Source organism: Synergistaceae bacterium (assembly GCA_031267575.1).
GTDB lineage: Bacteria > Synergistota > Synergistia > Synergistales > Aminobacteriaceae > JAIRYN01.
Genome location: JAIRYN010000060.1, coordinates 15,016 through 36,436, shown reverse-complemented (window position 1 = coordinate 36,436; position 21,421 = coordinate 15,016). Strand labels below are relative to the sequence as shown.

Here is a 21,421-nt window from a genome sequence, read left to right as displayed (position 1 = left end):
GCAGGATCCAAAACACCGAGGCGTTTGTTGGCCAGGGCACAACCTTTTTTCATCAGAGCAAAAGCATAGATGCTTTCTACCGGTATTTTTTCGATTCCGATTTTGAAATTTTCGAGACTTCGCTGAGTTTGCGCTCCCCAGTGTTTATCCACAGGGACACGGACTTCGCCTAAAGAATCTTTTTCAATGCGATATTCCATATGATTTCCCTCCATTTTGATATTATTTATTTTACATGTAGGTTCTCTACTAATTATTATGAGAAAATAAATCAATCTGCGAAGGCATGAAAATAGCATATCAATATATCATTTTATGCTGGATGATGTCCTTTTTTGAATCCCCGCATTTTCCGATACTGAGTTCATAAGAACGTCTTCTTTATTATCAATATTATTAATATTAATTATTAATATTAAAGCTCAAGGAGGCCCCCTGAGCTTGCCCTGAGCTTGAACGCTTTACCGTTAGCTTATGATCTGTAACAGAATACTCGAAAGGATAAGGATGAAGGCCCCTCCGATCCGGGACGAAATCTGAGCGAAAGGCATCAGTTCCATGCGATCCGCCGCGGAAAGGACCGCCACATCCCCGGTTCCTCCCATGTTGGACATGCAAAGTCCCGCTGTAATCGCTGAATCAATGGGGAAGAAACCCACTAATTTACCAACCATGCCAGCCCCTAAGACGGCCCCCAGGACAGTAACGAACACCAATAAAATGTATTGAAATGAAAATGCCTGGGCAATTTGTTCCAGGTCGGTGTAGGCAATGCCAATCCCCACCAGAAGTACACCGGTAAGATTGTTCGCCACAAATTGGAACCACTGATAACAACAGATCTCGAATTTCTGGGGGACCAGTCCCAGGGCTTTAACCGCGGCAACAGAGATGATCATCCACGCATAACTGTGAATAGCGGGGATAAATTTGTTGACAATCGCGCCGAAAGCAAAAAAGGTTGTGGCGATGAAAAGCCCCGCCCCCATCTGAGCCAAATCAATACTATCTCGGGCTTTTTGGTATGCGGGATCGATCGCCAATTCCTTGGCGGCTTCCGCTCCTTTGAGCTGCATTAGCTGCGCGTTTACACCAGTTCCCCCGGTCAAGCTGGGTATTGCCTTCCCCAATCGCTTCAAGAGACCCCCCGCTACAATGGACAAGGCGTTGCCCAGGGCTACTGCAGGGATCATCATATTGATCATCTCCGCTGGGTCCCGTCCTAAGGTTTCACCGAAGATCCTCGATAGAGGAACCGCCCCTGCCCCCATACCACCTCCCATGATTGGGATAGTAATGAAGAGAATCGCCTGCGAGGCGCCATATCCGCTGACAGCGCCCACAACGCCCCCCAAGATAATGGCGATGAGAAGCCCTCCCAGTATGGCCGGGAGGTAACGGATAGCTGCTTTAATGAGGAGCTTCCGGTTCATTCCCATGATAGACCCGGTGATAAGCGACGCGATATAGAAATCCAGGAAGCCCTCCGCCACTTCGAAATCGTGCATGATATTGATTGCCGCTTCGGGTAGAAGTTTAAATGTATTCAGCGCCGCGGAACCGAAAATGATGACAATGGCGCCGCCTCCCAGAAAGGTGCTCACGAAAGGCAATTTATCCCCGATAACGCCAAAGACCGTCCCAAGGACGATCATCAGGGGGAACGCTCCAATCATGCCCTTGGGCAGCTTACCCAGATAGACCGCCGCTAAAATCATAACCGCAAAAATGGTAAAGAAAGACCAGGGCAAACCATAAAGTTGAAATGATGTTCTTTTTTGAATACCTGCATTTTCCGATGCTGTGCTCATAAGAACCTCCCCTTTTTTCTTCCACACGACGCTACTCATCTGTCGAAACCACGTACATCCGGTTCCGCTTGTAAAATCATTAACGTCTTACACTTTACACTGTTTATCGATTTCTCGTAGATGATTGATTATCGTTTCATTTTGCTCTTGCCTCCTTGCATCTTTATCCTTGCATCTTTATCCTTACATCTTTATCCTTGCGTCTTTAACGTAGAACGTAGTTTATGAATCCCCAGATCACATGTACGGCTATTCGTTACAGTTTATATACTTATTATATACTTATCATCGCGGCGCCGTAGCTCGCGTGTCTCAGCGGCTTCCAGAGAATCATCTATCTCTCGAAAACCGTTTCAGTATCCATGAACTTCAGATACTTTCGCAGTCCTTGAGTGAGACTTGCCGTTATTTTCTCGTTCGGTCCAAGGTAAAGGAAGACAGCCTCCGTGGACGGGAAACTCGAAGAAAGGACCTCTCGTGCCTTCTCTTCGCCCATCACCAGAAAGGCCGTGGACAGAGCGTCAGCTTTCGCCGAGCAAGAGTCAAGCACAGAGACAGAGAGCAAGGACGTTTCGACGGGAAAGCCGGTGCGCGGATCGAACACGTGCGACAACCTCTTGCCGTCAATCTCCCGAAAACGCTCGTAAGAGCCGGAGGTGGAAAGGGAAATCATCTCACCTGAGGTAAGTTCGAACTCTAACGTACAAATAACAGCTCTGTCCTCCGCCCGGTTTTTCAAGGGATGCCGAATACCGATCCTCCAAGGGGATTCCCCCATTCGGGGTCCTAAAATCATCAGATTGCCTCCAAGGTCGATCATCGCGGAGCGAATACCCTGAGCTTTGCAGAGATCAGCGACTTGGTCCGCCGCATAACCCTTAGCGATACCTCCAAGATCCAACGCCGCTCCTGCCAAATTCAGGCGGATGAGGGCCGAGTCCTCCGGCGAAAGAGAACTGTCCCTAGATATAATGAGTTCACGATAATCGACAAGAGCACGAGCAACCGAGACCTGGTCTTCGGAGGGAAAATCCCAGTGATTGTCCTTTGCAAGAATGCGCCAGAGGTCGGTTAGTGGTCCCACGGTGGGGTCGAAATAGCCACCGGTTTTTTCCGCGATCTCCTTGGCGATGCTCAAAACAGCGACGGTCTCTTTGCCTACCTGCACAGTGGAAACGCCCGACGCGGCGTTGATGTTCGAGATGTCCGAACTTACTTTATACCGAGACAAGGCACCATCCAAAGTACTCAACAGGGAAAAAGACGCGTCCAAAACTTCCTCTCCCATTTTTCGCGGCGCCTCGACGGAAAGCGTCATCAAAGTGTTCATGCCCAGTCCAGAGCGTTCAAGTACAATGGGAGCTGACGCGCTTCTGTTCAGATAAACGAACTCCGCAACAGCAAAAACGGCGACACAGCAAAAGAAAATTTTAAGAGCAGACCAGAACCGGAAAAAACTGGCCATTGTCTCAGACGGCCTTGGCGATGGGTACAGGGGCGTTGATGCATCCCGCAGGGCATTTAGCCATGCACATGCCGCAACCGGTACATTTTGCAAAGTCGATCACAGCCAGATTTCCATCCACGGCGATCGCCTTCTCCGGACAGACCCTGGCACAGAGGGAACACCCAATACACCCGACGGAGCAGACTTTCTTTACGTCCGGCCCCTTCCATTTCGAGTTACAGGTAACCCATGCCACCGATGTGTTCGGCGCCAAAGTCAAGACAGACTTAGGACAGGCCGAAATACACGCGCCGCAGCCAACACATTTTTTCGGGTCAATGGAGGCAAGCCCGTCGACAATGGACATTGCGCCGAAAGGACAGACCTTGACGCACGTCCCCAACCCCATGCAGCTGAATGGACAGGCATTGGGTGAACCACCCGGCAGAACCGCCGCTGATCGGCAGTCCTGTATTCCGTCGTAGACTACGTTGCGGGCCGAAGAGCGAGGAGAACCCGCGCATCGTAGAACCGCGCGTAATGGCGTGGAGTCCTCTTGCTCCACCGTAACTCCCATGATCTCCGCTATCTTTTGCGCCACCACTGGGCCTCCGGCGGCGCAGAGATTCATTTTGGCTCCCTCATTGACCACTCCATTGGCGTAACCGTCACAGCCAGGATAGCCGCAACCTCCGCAGTTCGCCCCTGGCAGTATTTCTCGGATCATCGAAACTCTCTCGTCCGTCTTCACAAAAAATTTTATCGAGGCGAACGCGAGCAATGCCCCGAACACTAATCCCAGAACGCCCATCACGACGGTGGGCCAAAGGACCCCCTCGATTGAAATCACACCGCCACCTCCTATATTTCAGGTACTTGATGATTTTTACTTGATGATTCCCGCGAACCCCATGAAGGCCATCGACATTAACCCAGCGGTGACGAGCGCGATTGGCAAACCCTGAAGACATTGAGGGACGTTCGTGTTGCGATCGATACGTTCCCGAATGCCAGACATCAAAAGAAGCGCCAGAAGAAAGCCCATTGATGAACCGAGCGCGTTCACAACGGATTCGGCCAGCGTGTAGTTCTCGTTCATGTTGATGACGGCGACGCCCAGAACTGCGCAGTTTGTCGTGATTAGAGGCAGAAATATCCCCAGAGATTTATACAACACCGGATTGATCTTCTTCAGAACCAGTTCCACGAACTGAACCAGAGCCGCGATGATCAGGATAAACGACAGAGTGTAGAGGTACTCCAGTCCCAGTGGGACAAGCACCATGTGGAAAGCGAGCCATGTCATGACGGCGGCCAAGACCAGCACAAAAATAACAGCTACGCCCATGCCCTTCGCCGTGTCTGTCTTGGTCGATACCCCCAAAAACGGGCAACAACCGAGGAAGCGCGAAAAAATGATGTTGTTGACGAACATCGAGCCGAGCAATATCCAGAGCAAATCCATAGCTCTTCCCTAAGCCTTTTCTTCGGCCTTGCCGCACGCGGCACACGCGCCACAGGCGGAGCACAAAGCGTCATCGGGGGGAACAGCGCCTTTTTTCTCCGCGGCCCGATTTCGGAGGAAGCGGAAAATGGCCATGAAGATTCCCAGAGTGATGAAACCTCCCGGAGCGAGGATGACAAGTAACGCTGGCTGGTAGCCCATTGGGGTCAACACGATATCGAAGATCGTACCATTACCGAGAAATTCTCGTACAGCGCCGATCAACGTCAGGGCGAAAGTGAAGCCTAACCCCATTCCAATACCATCGAAAAATGAGGCGATTACTCCGTTTTTGAACGCAAACGCCTCCGCACGTGCCAAAATGATGCAGTTAACCACGATGAGCGGGATGAATATCCCCAGAGACTTGTCCAATTCCGGGGCGAACCCGGAAATCAAGAGCTGGACTACCGTGACGAAACCCGCAATCAACACGATGAAGATGGGAATGCGAATCTCGTTTGGAACGAATTTACGTAGGGCCGACACGGCCATGTTCGAGCCGATCAGAACCGCTGCCGCCGCTAGTCCCATACCGACCCCGTTGGTGGCGTTAGTGGAGACCGCCAGAGTAGGGCACAACCCGATACACTGCACCAGCGTTGGACTCTCGTCGATGATGCCGTTTTTGATAATTTTAAAAGGGTTCATCTTCAGTTCCTTCCTCTTCCTCTTCGTCTTCAGTTCCTTCCCGCAAGGTTGTTTTGAGGTGATTCCTCCAATAGTCTAAAGCGGCGTTCACTCCGTCTGTTACGGCGGTTGAGGTAATAGTCGCCCCCGATATGGCCTGCACTTCATTGTCTCTCTCAGGCGCGGTCTTCACGAGGATCAGCTTCTCCGCCTCCCGGTTCTCGTACTGGCCTGAAAAGACTGGGAGCGGAGCCTTTGCACCCAGCCCCGGCGTTTCGGAATGGCTGAGAATACGAATAGCCCGAAGCTTCCCCGTCTCCGTGATTCCGACGACAATTTCGAGCGGCCCGCCGTATCCTTTGGACGTTAACGTCAGACAGTATCCCACTAACTGGTCTCCGTCCAAGGCTTCTTGCACGTCTACGATCATCGGGTCCGCGTCCGGCACGATCTCGACCAGCGAGAACGACTTCGCCTCTGGAAGCGCTCCAGACAGCGCCGCGCCGCGAAGCCGCTCCTGTGTCTCACGTATTGGTTCAAGCGTGATTTGGTAAACGATTCCCAGAATGATGCCTGTTATAGCGGCGACAGTGAAAAGAATCAACCCCAGCCGGAGAATTTTCTTTTTGTTTTCAGCTCTGTTTTCAGTCTCGCCATCGTTGAAAGACAACGCCTGCCCGTCACTTGCTGCCATATTTTTTTGCCTCCCTAAACTCACCAAAAATACGTGGCGCCGTCATCCTATCGATAATCGGAACGATAGTGTTCATAATTAAAATAGAGTAGGACACGCCCTCCGGGTATCCTCCGAAAGTTCGGATTAGCGCGGTGAGCAATCCGCAGCCAAAAGCGAATATGAACTGGCCTTTGGGTGTCATGGGGCTTGTCGTGTAGTCCGTCGCCATAAAAATGGCCCCTAGCATCAGACCGCCGGTCATAATTTCAAATAATGGACCACCCGAGCGTCCGAAGACCGCGGACATGGCCGCGACTGTGGCGATATACGTAACGGGAATTCTCCATGAGATGATGCCCTTGAAAAACAGGACGCCGCCACCGAGGAGTAAAGCCAAAGCGGATATCTCGCCGATACAGCCCCCGGTGTTACCAATCAAGACGTCCATAAGGGACGGTAGCGCCGTAGCCCCACTAATGCCATCAACGCCCTTGAGAAGCGCGAGCGGTGTAGGACCGCTGACCCCGTGCAGGGTCCAGGTAGTCATGGCGACGGGCCAACAGATAAGCATCATCACGCGCCCTGCCAGAGCCGGATTCACGATATTCTGTCCCAACCCGCCGAAGAAATGTTTAACGATGATCATAGCGAAGGCGGAACCGCACACCACCATCCACAGGGGAATCGTGGGTGGAACGTTGTAGGCGAGAAGCAGCCCCGTCACAGCGGCGGACAAGTCTGACACGGTGATTTTCTGCTTCGAAAGCTTTTGCCAAACGGCCTCAACCACCACGCAAGAGATGACACAGACTGCGGCGACTAGAATCGAACGCGCGCCCAAGAAAAAAACTCCGGCAAGCCCGGCCGGCGCCAGCGCAATCAGCACCCAGCTCATGATCCGCGCCGTATCCATTTCAGATCGTATATGTGGCGAACTTGCAACCACAAGCAGACGACTCACTTCGTTTCACCTGTTCTTTCCGCTGTTTTTTTCACTTCTTCTGCTCTTTTGCGAGCAACCGTCACCCCAGCTTTGCCGTTTCTACATGTCTGGGTGAGATATCGTCTCGCGGGACACCTGTAGGTGCAGCTTCCGCATTCGATGCAATTCATCCCACCCATCGCCTCAAATTCCACATAGTCTCGCAATCTCGCGGCACGGTCGAGCGAGGACGGAACCAGTCCCATGGGGCAGGCATCGACGCATCGAGCACAGCGGATACAGTTCGACTCCTCCAATTGCGGCGCAGACCGCGCTGTGAGAGCGAGGATACCGGACGTCCCCTTCGTGACGGGAACATCAAGTGACCTCATGGAGAGCCCCATCATCGGCCCGCCGGACAGGAGCTTCGCGGGCTCTTCGGTGAACCCTCCGGCCGCGTCGATGAGTTCACGCACGGAGATCCCCAACGGAACGAGAAAGTTTCCGGGCTTCGCCACGGCGTCTCCAGTTACGGAGACGATACGCTCCATGACCGGAATGCCCTCGATGACTGCCATCCAGATATGAAATAAGGTTTGAACATTGAGCACCAGGCAGCCCACATCCGCCGGAAGAGTACCGGGAGGAATTTCCCGTCCCGTCACCGTGTAGATCAGCATTTTTTCCGCGCCCTGAGGATATTTCACCTCATGAGGCATGATACGGATACTTTTACCGCTTGGCGGAAGTTCTCGCCCGAAGTTTTCTTTTTGCATCCGTTCAATGGCTTCCGGCTTGTTGGCTTCTATGGCGATGACTCCCTCGGCTTCCGGGAAAAGGCGCAGACATATCTCTAAGCCTCCTAGAATGGGCTCCGGTCGCTCAAGCATCAGTCGGTTATCGCAATTGAGAAACGGTTCGCACTCAACGCCGTTGACAATGACCCACCGGATGTTTTTTCCAGGCGGCGGCGAGAGTTTAACATGAGTCGGGAAGGTTGCTCCACCCATACCGACAATTCCCGCTTCGCGAATGATTTTAACGCACTCTTTAGGCTCCAACAAATGGAAATCCTCGTGAGGAGACAGAGCCGAGCCGCACTTGAAGAGCCCGTCATTTTCAACGATCACGCAGGGTTCGAAACTTCCCGGTATCGTCATCCTCATCCCGATGTCCTTTACAGTCCCAGAGACAGATGACAATACCGGAGCGGAGACGAATGCCTCTGAGTCCGCTATTTTCTGCCCGGATAAAACTTTGTCGCCTTTTTTCACGAGCGAAACACAAGGCGCTCCGATGTGCTGCGACATTGGGTAGACGAGATCACCGCGAGGATGCAAGGCCTCTATTTCTTTATTCGCCGTAATTTCCTTACTACCCGGTGGATGTACTCCACCCCTAAAAGTGAGTGATTGGAACATACTCAATCCCTCCCAGCCCCTCTCTCATTTCATTTTCTAGTTTTCTAGCCATATTGAAATTATTATATTCTGAGCTGCGTAGTTTACCCCCTACTTCCCTACACAACTTACTTACGTATTATCTTAAAAAAATAGATAAATTTGCGAAGGGATGAAAATAGCATTGTGATATATCATTTTTGTCATAGATGGCCTAGGCCGCCAAAAGCTACGCCTTCAGCCACAAACACGAATCCCCGGCAAAACCGGGGATTCGTATTTAGTACCTAACGCAGATGATAACGTGAAGGTGACGGTTACAAATTCTCCAGAAAACGCCGCGTCAAATTCCCCGCCAGGTCCTTACGGTACGCGGCGGATTTGCGCGGGTTCAATTCGCTCTTGATTGTCTCCACCGCCTTTAAGATCAGCTCAGAAGTGAGAAATTGACCAGTCAGCACGGATTCGAGCCTCCGCAATCGCGTGGGGATCGGAGACATGCTTCCCGCAGCGGCGCGGAAGCTGGTGATCGTCTTTTTTCCGTTGTTCTCTTCCACACCAGCCACAAAGGCCAGAGAGGCGCGTGAAAGGGTTAGAGCCGCCCGCGAACCCCGCTTGTAAAATTTCTGCGCCCCAGGCTCTGGCATGGGAACAATGAATTCCCGTAACAATTCGCCCGGTTGAAGGTCCGTTTTCCGGTATCCTTTAATAAACTTCTCCACGTCCAGGACGCGCTCGCCGCTCTTGCTTTGGAGCCGCACCCGTCCCCCCAAGGCCAGAAGCGCGACGGGCAGGTCCGCGGCTCCGGAGGCCGTGCAGACGTTTCCCCCCATAGTGGCCCGGTTGCGAACCGCCGGGCCGGCGCTCCGAAGCGCGGCTTCCATCAAAGCGGGGAGAAACTCGATGACCAAGGGGTTTTCCGCCATCTCCGCGTCCGCGACACAGGCCCCGATGCAAATGCAATCGTCCTGGCCTCCCTCATTTTTTCGGCGCTCAATGACCTTCAGCTCCTTCAAGCCGAAGATGTCCATCGCGCCGCTGACCTCCAGCTTGCCGTTTTTAATATCCGGGCCGATATCCGTGCCACCCGCCAGCAACAGCGCGCTCGGTTGGTCCGATAAAATCTCTAGAGCCTCCCGCAAAGAGCTGGGGCTGAAAAAACGGCCTTTTTCAGCGCTGGAAAACTCTGGGCGCGTTTCCCGCGTTTTTCGTGAGGCTTCCTCATCCGCTTTCTCATCCGATAAAAGACCCTCCCACTGGGGGTTGTAACCCTTTTGAACGGCGCTTTCGACTGCGGCATAGATGCGATTGTATCCTGTGCAACGACACAGGTTGCCCGACAGAGCCACTCGTACCTCGTCCAGGGAGGGTTTCGCGTTTCGCTGCAACAAATCCCTGGTCGCCATGATCATGCCTGGAGTACAAAAACCGCAATGAACGGCTCCTTCTTCCACAAAGGCGGTTTGCAGCGCGTCGGGGTTTTCCATGGTTCCCAGCCCCTCGATGGTAAGAATTTGGGACCCCGCGGCCTGCAAGGAGGGGACCATACAGGCGTTGACCAAACGACCGTCCATGATGATGGAACAGGCCCCACACTCCCCCTCGCCGCATCCCTCTTTGCAGCCCTTCAAATGCATATCGTCGCGCAAAAGGTCCAGGAGCCGCGTCATAGGGTGGACCTCGGCCGTTCTCAGCGACCCGTTGACCGTGAGTTCGATTTTCATAGCGACGCCCCCTTGGGTTGGATGCTCATCAATTGGATGCTCATCTGGATGCTCATCAAACGGTGCAACTCCTCCCCCGTGAGCGGCACCTTGTCCACGATCGCCTCGACGCCCAGGGCGTTCTCCACAGCCGCGGCCACGGCGGGAGCTCCGCCGTCCATTGGCAGCTCGCCTATGCCCTTGGCCCCGTAGGGCCCCACGGCACAGGGATCCTCGAAGATCCGCACCTCGAAATGAGGCGTGTCGAGCGTCGTGGGGACCAAATAGGCGTTCAGGTGTCCTGTGCTGTATTTCCCCTCCGGCGTGAGGGTAAGGTCCTCGATGGTGCTCCAGCCATAGGACTGCAACACCCCGCCCTCGATCTGCCCCACGATTTGCGCCGGGTTGATGGCTCGGCCAAGCTCTACGGCCACGGCGGAGTCTATGGGCGTGACCTCGTAGGTATCGCAGTTCACCTCGACCTCCACCGCTTGGGCCATCCAAGCGTATCCTTTGTAAGCGTGGCCTTGGTATTTTTCGTCATCCCAGGCCGCGGACGCGTCGGGCTTGTAGCTCGCGACACCGAGCAAGCGGTCTTTTTTGCCTTTTTCGCCTTTTTCATCTTTTCCCTTGAACCACCGTGAGGCAGCCTCGTCGAAGTCCATGATTTTGACTTCTCCATCGTAATCGTAGAAAATTCCTTCTTTATAGGAAACGGGGCCGCCATGAGTTTCTTCAACATAGGCTTTCAATTTTGCGAGTAAATTCAGGGAGGCGTCCCGCACCACCATGCCCACGTACATTGTCGTGCGGGAGGCGACGGTCGGTCCGCTGTTGGGGGATCTGGACGTGTCGGGACGGGGATAGCGCACCTTGCTCAGAGGCAACGAGAGGGCTTCGGCCGCGATCATGGGCAACACCGTGGACGCTCCCTGTCCCATGTCCGTGCTGCTGCCCAGAACCTCCACCACGCCCCCAGGCACAACCTCGACCTCGACCTTCGTTCCCATGTTGTCTTCGCCGCTGCCGGTGAACCCCCCACCATGAAGACACAACGACAAACCGATGCCCCGGCGAACGTGGCCCGTCTGTTCTGCGTATCGTTTCCGCTTTTCCCGATAGCCCAGCCGTTCCGCCACGTCCTCAAGGACCTCGGCGGCAAAGACCCCCTCGTCCATCACCTGCCCATAAGGGAAGGAATCCCCTCGACGGAGAACGTTTTTCAATCGCACGGAGAGCGGGTCCATCCCCAAGGTAAAGGCGATCTTGTCCATTTGACGCTCCATAGCGAAAATGCTCTGGGGCGCGCCGAATCCCCGAAAAGCCCCGTTGGGCGGAGAGTTCGTTGCCATGGCCCGCGCGTGAAGATTGGCGTTGAGGACCTTGTAACCGCATGTACAATGCAAAATAGAACGGGACAGGACCACCTTGCTCATGGTGGTGGCCGCGCCTCCGTCCAACAGAATATCCACCTCCATTGCCGTGATGGTTCCGTCGCGCTTGACGCCCGTTTTATGATAAACCTTGGAGGGATGACGTTTTGTGGAAACCAGAAGGTCCTCGCTCCTGTCGTAAACCAGCTTAACCGGATGACCGCAGGTATTGGCCAGCAATGCCACCCAAATGGCCATTACCGAGGGGTAGTCCTCCTTGCCCCCAAAACCGCCTCCCGTGACGCTCTGGCGCACCGTCACGTTCTTTGTGTCGATAGCCAACGCCTTGGCCAAAGCGCCGTGGACGTAGTAAGGACACTGCATAGAGCCCTCGACGATCGCGCCATCCGCCTTCGGCCAGGCCACCATACCCTGGGTTTCCAAGTAAACGTGTTCTTGGTAGGGCGTGCGGTACGTCCCCTCCACGATGACGTCGGCTTCCGCGAAACCCTTCTCCATGTCTCCCCGCTGAACGCGAAACTCGTCGATCACGTTCTTCGTTCCCCAGATGACGGTTTCGGCCTTGATCGAATCCTCCAGAGTCAAAATGGGCGCCTCTGGAAGCACGTCGGCTTTCAGACTGGCAAGGGCCTTATCCAAGGTTTCTCGGTCCGGCGCGGCTACTGCGGCCAGCGCTTGGGTGGCGAAGCTGATCCTGTCTTTGGCGAAGACCTCGTAGTCGTCCCTCACCATTGAGACCGCGTTGGGGCCAGGCAGGTCCTCCGCCGTGACCACCGTCACCTTGCTCCAGTCGAAATGGGGGTCCTTCGCAATACCTTTGAGCCTTCCCGCCGCCACCGGCGAGCGCAACACCCCTGCCAGCCAAACGTCTGGAATCTCCAGATCCGCGACAAACAGAGCCTTGCCCGTGACCTTTTCCAAGCCGTCGAGACGCGCCAAGGGCTTGCCGATCAATTTGAAAGCCTCTGACCCCTCCGTCTCCGGCTTATCGAGCTTCGACATCACACACCACTCCATTCATTCGGAATTTCAGTTACCTCGCGGGCTTTACTTTTCGGCCTCTACCCGCTTCACTTCCATATCTTCAGGCAGAACTAAATTCAACACGACGGAAACGATGAACGAAAGAGCGATGCTGTTGTTGGCAAACACGTCCTGCGCTATTGTCGGCAGGATGCTGAAAATTTCCGGCACTCCTGTGAACCCGACTCCCATTGCGATGGACAGGGCCGCGATGGTGACGTTGCGTTGGGTGAAACCGTCGCGACCGAACATTTGAACACCGCCCATGACGATGGAGCCGAACATCATGATCGTGCAGCCGCCCAACACGGCGTCGGGCAGAGTGGCGAAAAAGGCGCCGAGAGGCGGAAACAGCCCCGCCAACACCATACACAAAGCGCCGGTCATGATCGTGAAGCGGTTGACCACTTTGGTCATGGCGATCAGTCCCACGTTTTGGCTGAAAGAGGTGACAGGCGCGCAGCCGAACAGCGAGGATATGCTGCTGCCGAAGCCGTCGCAACCCAGGGAACCGGAGATTTCTTTTTCAGTGATGTCTCGATTCAATCCGGTAGCCACCATAGCGGAGGTATCGCCGATGGTTTCCGCGGCCGACACCAGGAATATCACCGCTATGCTGAGAATGGGGCCGACGTGAAACTCTGGAGTGAAGGGAAGCAGGTGAGGTAACGAAACGATATCACCGCTCAAAATTAAAGAAAAATCTACCCTGCCGAGGAGAATGGACAAGATATAGCCGACGATCAACCCGCCTAATATCGACAACTGTTTCCAGAATCCCTTGGCGAAGCAACTGACCAGCAAACAACTCACCAGAGTGACGGAGCCGATCAGGAGATTGGTGGCAGATCCGAAATCGGGACTGTAGCCGCCGCCAAAAGAACGCGCGCCCACGGCGAGCAACGTGATGCCTGTGGTCGTCACCACTGTGGCCGATACGACCGGGCTGATGATGCGCCGCCAGTATGTGGCCGTCAGTCCCAGACAACCTTCAAATATACCGCCGATCAGAACCGCGCCTACAACGGCGGGGTAGCCGTATTTAGCGCCAATCGAGCACAAAACCGCGACGAAGGTAAAGCTGACGCCCATGATGATGGGCAGCTTCGCGCCTATGCGCCAAACAGGATACAATTGCAACAGGGAAGCGATACCCGCCACGACCATCGCGTTTTGAATCAACATGGCTTGTTGCGCGGTGCCAAGTCCGGAGGCCGTCGCAATGATGATGATGGGGGCTATATTGGGCAGAAACATAGCCATAACATGTTGCAGGCCAAAGGGTACGGCCTTCCCCAAAGGTACACGTCCGTCCAGGTTGTAGATGTTCTCGATCGCCACAATGTTTCGCAATTCTTTGTCTGCCATAACTTGACACTCCTTCACGCTATTTTTGAGTACAATTTTCGTCCGCGCGCATATTTTGCGAATATATGGTTTTGCTCGAAGAGGTAGATCATTTGCGTGACTCTTTCCAGTAAAGTAAGTTCCCTGGCCCTCGCTATAGAGGAATCGTCGAGGACAATAGCGTCAAATTCGAAGTCTTTCTCAAAACTGCCCACTTTGCCAAAAAACGCGCCGCCGCCCACTGTCCCAAGATAAAACGCTTCTTCTACCGATAGCGGCCTGGAGTTGGAGTCGACCAAGCGCCAGTAAAGCTTCGAGACTCGAATAGCGGAGGCCATCGCGTCGAATATGGGAGTTTTTGTACCAGCGGCGATGTCGCTGCCCAGTCCGACCGGAACGCCTTTCCGCAAAAATTGACGAATCGGCGCGATGCCTGAAGAAAGATTGATGTTGGACTCCGGGCAATGCGCGACAAATACCCGATTCTTCGTGAGCAGCTCCGTTTCCTCGTCTTCAACCCATACGCAGTGCGCCATAATCGTAGACGCGCCGTTTCCAAACATCCCATATTTGTCATACGCGTCACCATAAAACTTGGAATCTGGACAGAGTTGTTTGACCCATTCGACTTCACCCATGTTTTCGGATAAATGTGACTGGACCGGTAAATCATATTGCTTTTGGATGCCATGGAGTTTTGTCATCAGTTCGTCACTACAGGAGGGAATAAATCGTGGAGTTAAGATAGGTTTTGTGTTTTTGTAGCGACGAGCGCTTTCCTCAATCCAATGGACGGTGTCCCGCGCCGAAGCGACAGCGTCCGTTTCCTGTAAACTCGGAGGGCTGTTGCGATCCATATTGACCTTGCCGATAAAACTGACAAGGCCCGATTTTTCCATTATGTCCATCAGCAACAAGGTCGCGTCGGCATGAATCGTCGCAAACGCGCAAATACGTGTGTTGGGGCCTTTCAACTCTTCTTCCACAAAAATCCGGTACGCTTTTGCGGCATAGTCGAGATCTTTGTATTTTGCTTCCTCGGTAAAAGTATGAGTGTTCAGCCAGTCGATGAGTTCCAGATCCATACCGAACGTCCTAAATGGGTGTTGCGGCGCGTGTACGTGGAGATCTACCAATCCCGGCAGAATGAGTTTATCGCCGTAGTCGCGCAATTCCAAGGTTGTATACTTATCTGGAAGTTGTCGAAACACGCCTTGCGAAACTCCGCCCACGCATATCACATAGCCGTTTTTCACGCATTCCATTGTTTGCGCGTCCTTACTGTAACAAACATTTCCCTTCAGTACGAAACTATTTTGAGACATTCCTCCTCTCACACCCCATTCCTATAGATTCGTGTTTCTTTCTGTTGTTGTGGAAACGGAGGGACTTCGGCGCTTTTTAACAAACTTACGATAAGGTCGCAAAATATTCTAGACCACAAAAAGCATCTTACCCACCTTTCAGTCGGCAATCTGTTTTCCTGTAGCCTAAAACGATTAGGTCGTCCGGTAGAAACGTTCATCCCAAATTGATGAACTTATACAAGAAAGTATTCCTTTATTTCATTAATGACATGCTAACATCGCCTAAATTGGAAGTCAAGAGATTAACAGGGCATTAAATTAGCGACACTGAGTTGCAAAATATTCATTAGTCCTTTCCTTGCAAGGAATGACTTGTTTTGTTTTTTTAGGGCACGCTTTGTAGATCGATTATCGTCACCTCAGGTATAGTTCAGAATGTGTTCCGGCTCGCACAAATACGATTTTGCCAGGTTTCTCTGGTACATTGACCCTATATATAAGCAGAAAGTCGCCACCCATATGGCAGTCGCGATGCATATTCCAATCGCCAGACAGTTGATGATCTAACCACTCGGGCGGTAGTGGGCCATTATTGCCAATCAATGACAGCATAACTTCCTTGAGCCTATTTATATCATATCGTCCTGGCATAGATAAGCGCTCCCAGTCTTTTGAAAATGCCCTCGTGTATTCCGGGATTAATGGAAGATGTGCGCGTTTATCGGCAGAGATTCTTTTCGAGGTCATCGAACATTTCGTCAGCGCTCCCAAACCGTGCGCGCTTTGTCTTGATTATTTCAATTATTTCATCGGCTTCCTTCATGGCGGCAATCGTTTCAACATTAGGCGATTTGAGAATAAAGGGGAATTGTTTCTCAAGGGCGACCCTCGTCAAAAAAACTCGCACGGCATCCGACAAAGAGAACCCCATATCGGACAACGCCTCTACCGCTTGCGCCTTGACGTTTTCATCCATTCTGACGTGAATCATCTCTGACGTGAATCATCGTTGTTGACAGCATCTCATATCACCTCTTCTGCGATACAGTGTATCTCAGAAGAGGCGCAAAATCCAGTTCTGAATAATATTCCTTTTCAATGGCGACTGAGAGTTATTCCGTGAACAACGGACACAGGATACCAAGCCCCAATCGTACCTAGTTCAGTTTCGGTATGCTCGATGCACAGGGGACTCCCGTCTGACAAAGGCCGCAGCCGTAGCCCTCGAACTTGAAGTTTTCCATAACATAAGGAGCTGTTTTTTCGTTCAGATAAGTACGGCAACGGATTTTATCGTGGCCCTGTTCGGATAGAGCTCCAATAGGGCAGCGTTTGATGCAGGCACCGCAATTGCCTTTTGTTTTGAAGGAACAGTACTCGTCGTGGCGCGTGTAGGGGCGAGGGGTGGGCTCCAGTCGAGCTCGCAACACAAGCGAACCAATGCGGACTGACTTGCCTACGGGGGTGATCAGCCCATCGCAAAGCCCGAAGGTCCCCAGTCCGCAGGCGTGGGCCACATGGCGCTCCGACCAGTTGGACGCGAAGACGTAACGATCCGACCGCAGTTCCGTCCAGCCCTCCAGGCGCATGGGAGATACGGCGTCGCGCCCCAGATTTTTCAGAAATGCCACCATGTGGTCTCTCAGTTTCATGTTTGCCGTTTCGCCGAAAACACGGCTGCGCACCCAGCGCTCGGAAGGCCATTCTTTTTGTGGGGCGTTCTCCTTTCGGGTGGCGGCAGTATGAGGCAATACCCAGGACACGACCGAAAGCTCATTGGCAGAAACGCCCTCGTACCCTCCCGCCACAAAGGCGTCGATCGGGCTCCAATGCCGCGGGTCCACCGTCTCCCTGAACGTCTCGAAGATCGGATCGTCGCCTCGCGCCACGCCTAAAAGCGGAGCTGCCCAAATCGGCTCGTTCCCCGGCGTCCCCCCCATGACATTGCTCGGATCTTTTTTCAAAAAACGGTTGACCTCGTCGCATATCGAATCGAAAAGAACTTTCGCGTCCAGCGTCTTCACGCTTGTATCCCCCTTTTGTGTTATTCCGAGTAGTATTATAGCCGAAGAAGATGTTTTACGTTAAAGCGATTCTCATCCAACGGTAGCGTTTGTTTTGTATTGGATTTCTTGCCATATGTCTAATATGTCTACTTTTATGTTATTTTATGTTAAACTTCTTTTATGGCTTATCGACGCAAGATGCGGGGCGGAACACGACCGGGATATTAATGTAGTTGTAAATATTCTCAGAGTGGTGGCATCCACTCTTAAAGGAGAAGACGTAAGACCGGTTTCAGCCGGCTGTCTTTGTCGATCTTAGGCTCCCACAACTTTAGTCGTGGGAGTAAGTTAAGGTATAGTCCTTGTTTTGCGTGGTCACGGTAAAGCATGAGCGTATTTGTGTTGAATTATAGATTGCCATTATAGGTTGCCTTTGTCATTCGAATAGCACGCATCCTTGCAACTTAAAATCTTCTGTTTTAGCGAGCAGCTCCTCCGAAGTAACGCCGTAATATTCAGCGAAACAGGTCAAACAGTAAAACTGTTTCACTCCCCGCCCAATCATTTTCTTGTTCAACCCGATTTCATTCTTGGAGAGTCGTTTTTTGCCGCAAACAAAGCAATCCATGTTTTCAGTTTGTTTCACTGCTGTTCACCTCGTTGACTGTAAATTGCGGTATATCCTTGCCTTGGTATTCCAAATCGAGTATCCCCAACTGCATTTTGATTGTGGCGCGCATAGCGCAGGCGCGTCGCAAACAATAACGATTGAAATCGCGAGTCGCTATGTCTTCCGCTTTTCGCGCGTTCGGGAACAGCAATTTCAAGTAGGCGGTAGCAATTCGTTTGATCGCCTCCGTATCGCGAGTATCCGCGGCTTCGGGTACGTTCACCAATTTATCCACCACAGCGCGATAGGTAACATCGTTACGAAGTTCATGGAGTATAGCGCAGAAATATTCCGAGTTCAATGCCCACCCAGATATTTTCAGGTCGTCATTCATGCGTGGAATATGCCATCCTTTGATGAAACCGTGGAAACGTTCTATGAGCGCGGACTCGTGGAATACGGCTGGAAGTTCCTCGAACATATTTGTCGTACCATCGTTGTCCATTGTTGCTTTCGATATATTGCCGCAAAGAATAACGCCCGCGTCGGCAACACCCTCATAATTGCCCACGGTATACACCCCGGATTCAAGATACCCTTTCAACGCGGCTCTCATTTCGTCGACATCCGTAAAGGATATGGTCTGGACCTCATCAAGCGTGATAAAATCGTTACCGGACACGAGCCCCTCTGTTTGTTTGGAGATGTCGTAAAACATCTTAGCGCGGCTCATTACACCACCGCTCGACAGCCATCCGAAACGGCTGACCCGCCCAAACAGATACGACTTTCCCGTTCCCTTCGGGGCGAGTTCGATAAGGTTCAGTCGCTTCTCCGTGAAGGGCAATAGACGCGTCAGTATAGTCAGCTTTTCCTCTTCGTTTTTATAACCGTTTGCGTTATAGTCCACCGCACCAAGAAGCACATTGAGCCATTCTGTGGTGGAGAACTCGCCACGAACATCCTTATAGTAATCGAGTTCGATTGAGTACGGGCAGAAGTTCTTGAAGCTCACGAGACGTATCTTCCCAGGCAACTTAGGTGTTACACTGTCATCCGGCAGACGATAACCGAGTTCAAGCATACCCCATACCTCGCGTCCTTTGACAAGTTCCTGTTTGCAAGAATTCCAAACCGAATCCTCGATAACGGTCTGTTTTGTCGTCAAGCCAAAGTCGGGCAGCGCAAACGACACCTCGCCAGTGCGGATGTCGATATCCACGGAAATCTTCGCCAGTAATTTTACCTGCTCATTTTCCTTGATGATACGATTCTTGATTGCCGTCCAGTCTTCTCTGTGTGGAATAAACTCGCGGACAAACGATGCTAGCTCATCCTCGCTGAACATGCCGGACTCATCTTCAAATCGACGGAGGAGCCAGTCGCGCATAAACGAGGGAAGACTTAGCGCAGAGAAAAAATTGCTCGTCTTTAAGTCTTTGTAGACAACCATTTCGTCAAAGCAGTTTTTCAACTTACCAATCATAATAAATCTCCCCCATTAAAACCAGTCGGAGTCGTTTGTTTTTCCGCTTTCGCGTTGGATTTCAAACTCTACCTTCCCGATTAAGCTATCTCCCTCGAATACGTCGGCGACGTGTTTTCCAGACCTTTTTATATCGGAGAATGTTACCTTGTGCTTGTTATTGCCGATTGTTTCCGCGTAGTACCGTCGCCCGATAACTTGGATAGAGACGTTATTTAATGCACTCTTACTGAAAAGTATGATTTCAGCGTTTTTCTTGTAACTCGCAGTAGTTACAGGCGTGGTGTTGCTCACCTCAATTTTAGTATCGAACAATTCAATTTCGATAAGCGGGATAACGACCTCTTCAAGAGTTGCCCCGCCGTGAACTTCAATGCTTGCTTTGCGGCCGCCTTTGAAACGGTCGTAGTTGGCAAGAACCCAGAAGCCGTTCTCTTCAGTGGCGTATTCAGATTTTACATCTGCTTCGTTGCAAGGACAGCAACGTCCTGAATGTTCGCCTTTAGACGTCATTTCCCATTTGCATTCTTGTTCATTAGTGACAGCGAGACGACTCGCGCCGTGGTCGGAGATAAGAACCACCTTATCCGCATTTTTCCCGGTGAGCTTTGTTTTTGCCCAATCCAGAGCATCGTCGATTATACGAAGTTCTTCCGCCAAATAAACGGGAGTTTTTATCGTTTGATAGTCGAAACCTTGTTCGCCTTCATGTTTGATTTTATCCAAAGCTTTAGTCTGCGCTTTATCGCCGATCCATGCCTCATAAAAGTCATTGTTAAAAGACGTAATGGTCGGAAGATTGGCGCGGACAACGTGAATCATAATTTTCAATCCGAGAACACTCGCACGGCTTTGAATGTAGCCAAGGTATTCCACGCCAAGCGCATCGATCCAGTATAATGCCGTGTTTTCCTTGCCAAGGTTGTCGAGAACCGCTCCGCGCGTTTTCAAGCTGTTATACGGACGGCTTCCGTCAATAGCTAAATCCAGCACTTGTTGATGGAATTCCGGCGTGAGTCTATTAGTGAGCTTTAGACGCTTATACTCCGCAAAATAGCAGGAAAGCAACGCGCCTTTCTCTCCCGTGAATGAAAAATCGCAGAGATAATCATACAATGCGGGGCATATATCTTTTAGGGCATCAGGAATGACTATAACGTCCTTCAAGGATTTAATGACGGCTTGCCGTTCTGCCTTCGTATTGTCAGTCAAATAATAGATTCGGTCACTGTCTTTGACCTGCGTTTCTGCAATATATTCAGCAATATCGCTGTCCCTGACATCCTTTAATAAGGTTTTCCGGGCGGTGTACATTTCAGAAAACTGCTTGTCGCTCGTCGCAAAGTCCAACAGCGCGCAGAAAACTCGTTTTTTATACGCGCTATAGCCGGTGGATGTGTCCGCAACGTGTTTAAGATATACGTTCGTTGGCGGTTCCAGTTTCAGTTTGAGAAAACTGCGCCAATGAAAAAGGTCGAATCCTTCGAGGTTTCTATCGGCAAGAAATTTCGTCCAAAGATTGTCCGGCAGACAAGCTTGCTCAACCATAAAGGTGGGTTCTATTTGCCGAATCGCTTCATACGCTGAACAAATCTCTTTGGTGTTGTTAAGAGGCAAAGAGGTTTTAACATACAAGGCGCCGCTTCCCCCGTTTTCTAAACGGCAAAGCAGTTCTTTGAACCCGCTTATTGCCGTCACCTCAAGTGAAGGTGGGAATTTTATAATTTCATAGTTTACTCCTGATTTCAGAAAGCATATCCTCCTGCCGTCAAATTTTTTGTCATCCGCGCAAAGACTATTCACAGTAGAGCGGACCCCACGGCAGACAACAACTACTTTTGCAGCAAGCGTCAAGTCCTTGATTTTTCCTATAACATCTTCATCGCCGCTGAACGAGACGCTTTCTCCCAATCCAAGCAGGAGCGATTTTTGTGTGACCGTGGAGATGCAGCCACAAAGCGCGTCAAGATCCGGGTATGAATCATTCTTGGCGCAATAGTCGCTGACGCGTAATGACGCAAGCGTGTTAAGGCCGTTCAAAATGTCGGAATATTCGTCGTTGTCGTCAACGACGACGACAAACGGCGTAACGACATCGTTCTCCAGATATTTGCGTACATTTACGAGAGCAGATTCCGCCGATACGGTTTTCACG

At 51.8% G+C, this 21,421-nt stretch carries 19 protein-coding genes and 1 riboswitch; all 19 genes read right to left on the bottom strand.

Annotated elements, in window-relative coordinates:
- Positions 1–200: class II fumarate hydratase (gene fumC, locus LBJ36_10555; protein MDR1379475.1), on the bottom strand; the 200-nt coding region annotated here is incomplete at its 3' end.
- 267 nt (positions 201–467) lie between these two features.
- Entirely contained in the window at positions 468–1,811 is a 1,344-nt protein-coding gene (locus LBJ36_10550) for a 2-hydroxycarboxylate transporter family protein (protein MDR1379474.1), read from the bottom strand.
- Between the two features lie 334 nt (positions 1,812–2,145).
- Entirely contained in the window at positions 2,146–3,276 is a 1,131-nt protein-coding gene (locus LBJ36_10545; GenBank protein MDR1379473.1) for an FAD:protein FMN transferase, read from the bottom strand.
- A gap of 4 nt (positions 3,277–3,280) precedes the next feature.
- Positions 3,281–4,108 carry an RnfABCDGE type electron transport complex subunit B gene (locus LBJ36_10540; protein MDR1379472.1) on the bottom strand — a complete coding sequence of 276 codons (828 nt, stop codon included), beginning with the start codon at positions 4,106–4,108 and terminating at the stop codon, positions 3,281–3,283.
- 36 nt (positions 4,109–4,144) lie between these two features.
- Positions 4,145–4,723 (bottom strand): electron transport complex protein RnfA, encoded by a 579-nt coding sequence (locus tag LBJ36_10535; GenBank protein ID MDR1379471.1) that lies wholly within the window; start codon positions 4,721–4,723, stop codon positions 4,145–4,147.
- Between the two features lie 9 nt (positions 4,724–4,732).
- Positions 4,733–5,413, bottom strand: a complete 681-nt coding sequence (locus LBJ36_10530) for an electron transport complex subunit E (GenBank protein MDR1379470.1) — start codon at positions 5,411–5,413, stop codon at positions 4,733–4,735.
- Positions 5,400–6,086, bottom strand: coding sequence for an RnfABCDGE type electron transport complex subunit G (locus LBJ36_10525; GenBank protein ID MDR1379469.1), 687 nt, complete (start codon positions 6,084–6,086; stop codon positions 5,400–5,402). The genes LBJ36_10530 and LBJ36_10525 overlap by 14 nt, the downstream gene beginning before the upstream one ends.
- The gene (locus LBJ36_10520; GenBank protein MDR1379468.1) at positions 6,073–7,029 is read right to left on the bottom strand and encodes an RnfABCDGE type electron transport complex subunit D; all 957 of its coding nucleotides are present in this window, start codon (positions 7,027–7,029) and stop codon (positions 6,073–6,075) included. The genes LBJ36_10525 and LBJ36_10520 overlap by 14 nt, the downstream gene beginning before the upstream one ends.
- A complete protein-coding gene (rsxC, locus tag LBJ36_10515; GenBank protein ID MDR1379467.1) occupies positions 7,026–8,411 on the bottom strand; it encodes an electron transport complex subunit RsxC in 1,386 nt (461 codons plus the stop codon). The genes LBJ36_10520 and rsxC overlap by 4 nt, the downstream gene beginning before the upstream one ends.
- A 296-nt stretch (positions 8,412–8,707) precedes the next feature.
- Positions 8,708–10,114: an FAD binding domain-containing protein gene (locus tag LBJ36_10510; GenBank protein MDR1379466.1), complete on the bottom strand. Its 1,407-nt coding sequence runs from the start codon at positions 10,112–10,114 to the stop codon at positions 8,708–8,710.
- Positions 10,111–12,489: a xanthine dehydrogenase family protein molybdopterin-binding subunit gene (locus tag LBJ36_10505; GenBank protein ID MDR1379465.1), complete on the bottom strand. Its 2,379-nt coding sequence runs from the start codon at positions 12,487–12,489 to the stop codon at positions 10,111–10,113. Before LBJ36_10505 ends, LBJ36_10510 begins: the two co-directional genes overlap by 4 nt.
- A 45-nt stretch (positions 12,490–12,534) precedes the next feature.
- Positions 12,535–13,878, bottom strand: coding sequence for a purine permease (locus LBJ36_10500; GenBank protein MDR1379464.1), 1,344 nt, complete (start codon positions 13,876–13,878; stop codon positions 12,535–12,537).
- A gap of 14 nt (positions 13,879–13,892) precedes the next feature.
- Positions 13,893–15,122, bottom strand: coding sequence for an amidohydrolase family protein (locus LBJ36_10495; GenBank protein ID MDR1379463.1), 1,230 nt, complete (start codon positions 15,120–15,122; stop codon positions 13,893–13,895).
- Positions 15,123–15,323: 201 nt separating this feature from the next.
- Positions 15,324–15,425: riboswitch (purine riboswitch) on the bottom strand.
- 153 nt (positions 15,426–15,578) lie between these two features.
- Positions 15,579–15,911, bottom strand: coding sequence for a type II toxin-antitoxin system YafQ family toxin (locus tag LBJ36_10490; protein MDR1379462.1), 333 nt, complete (start codon positions 15,909–15,911; stop codon positions 15,579–15,581).
- Positions 15,883–16,155 carry a type II toxin-antitoxin system RelB/DinJ family antitoxin gene (locus LBJ36_10485; GenBank protein MDR1379461.1) on the bottom strand — a complete coding sequence of 91 codons (273 nt, stop codon included), beginning with the start codon at positions 16,153–16,155 and terminating at the stop codon, positions 15,883–15,885. The genes LBJ36_10490 and LBJ36_10485 overlap by 29 nt, the downstream gene beginning before the upstream one ends.
- 166 nt (positions 16,156–16,321) lie before the next feature.
- The gene (locus LBJ36_10480) at positions 16,322–17,188 is read right to left on the bottom strand and encodes a hypothetical protein (protein MDR1379460.1); all 867 of its coding nucleotides are present in this window, start codon (positions 17,186–17,188) and stop codon (positions 16,322–16,324) included.
- Positions 17,189–17,606: 418 nt separating this feature from the next.
- Positions 17,607–17,816, bottom strand: a complete 210-nt coding sequence (locus LBJ36_10475; protein ID MDR1379459.1) for a hypothetical protein — start codon at positions 17,814–17,816, stop codon at positions 17,607–17,609.
- Positions 17,803–19,266 carry a BREX system Lon protease-like protein BrxL gene (brxL, locus tag LBJ36_10470; GenBank protein MDR1379458.1) on the bottom strand — a complete coding sequence of 488 codons (1,464 nt, stop codon included), beginning with the start codon at positions 19,264–19,266 and terminating at the stop codon, positions 17,803–17,805. Before brxL ends, LBJ36_10475 begins: the two co-directional genes overlap by 14 nt.
- A 15-nt stretch (positions 19,267–19,281) precedes the next feature.
- Entirely contained in the window at positions 19,282–21,420 is a 2,139-nt protein-coding gene (gene pglZ / locus LBJ36_10465) for a BREX-4 system phosphatase PglZ (protein MDR1379457.1), read from the bottom strand.
- Between the last annotated feature and the right edge of the window lies 1 nt (position 21,421).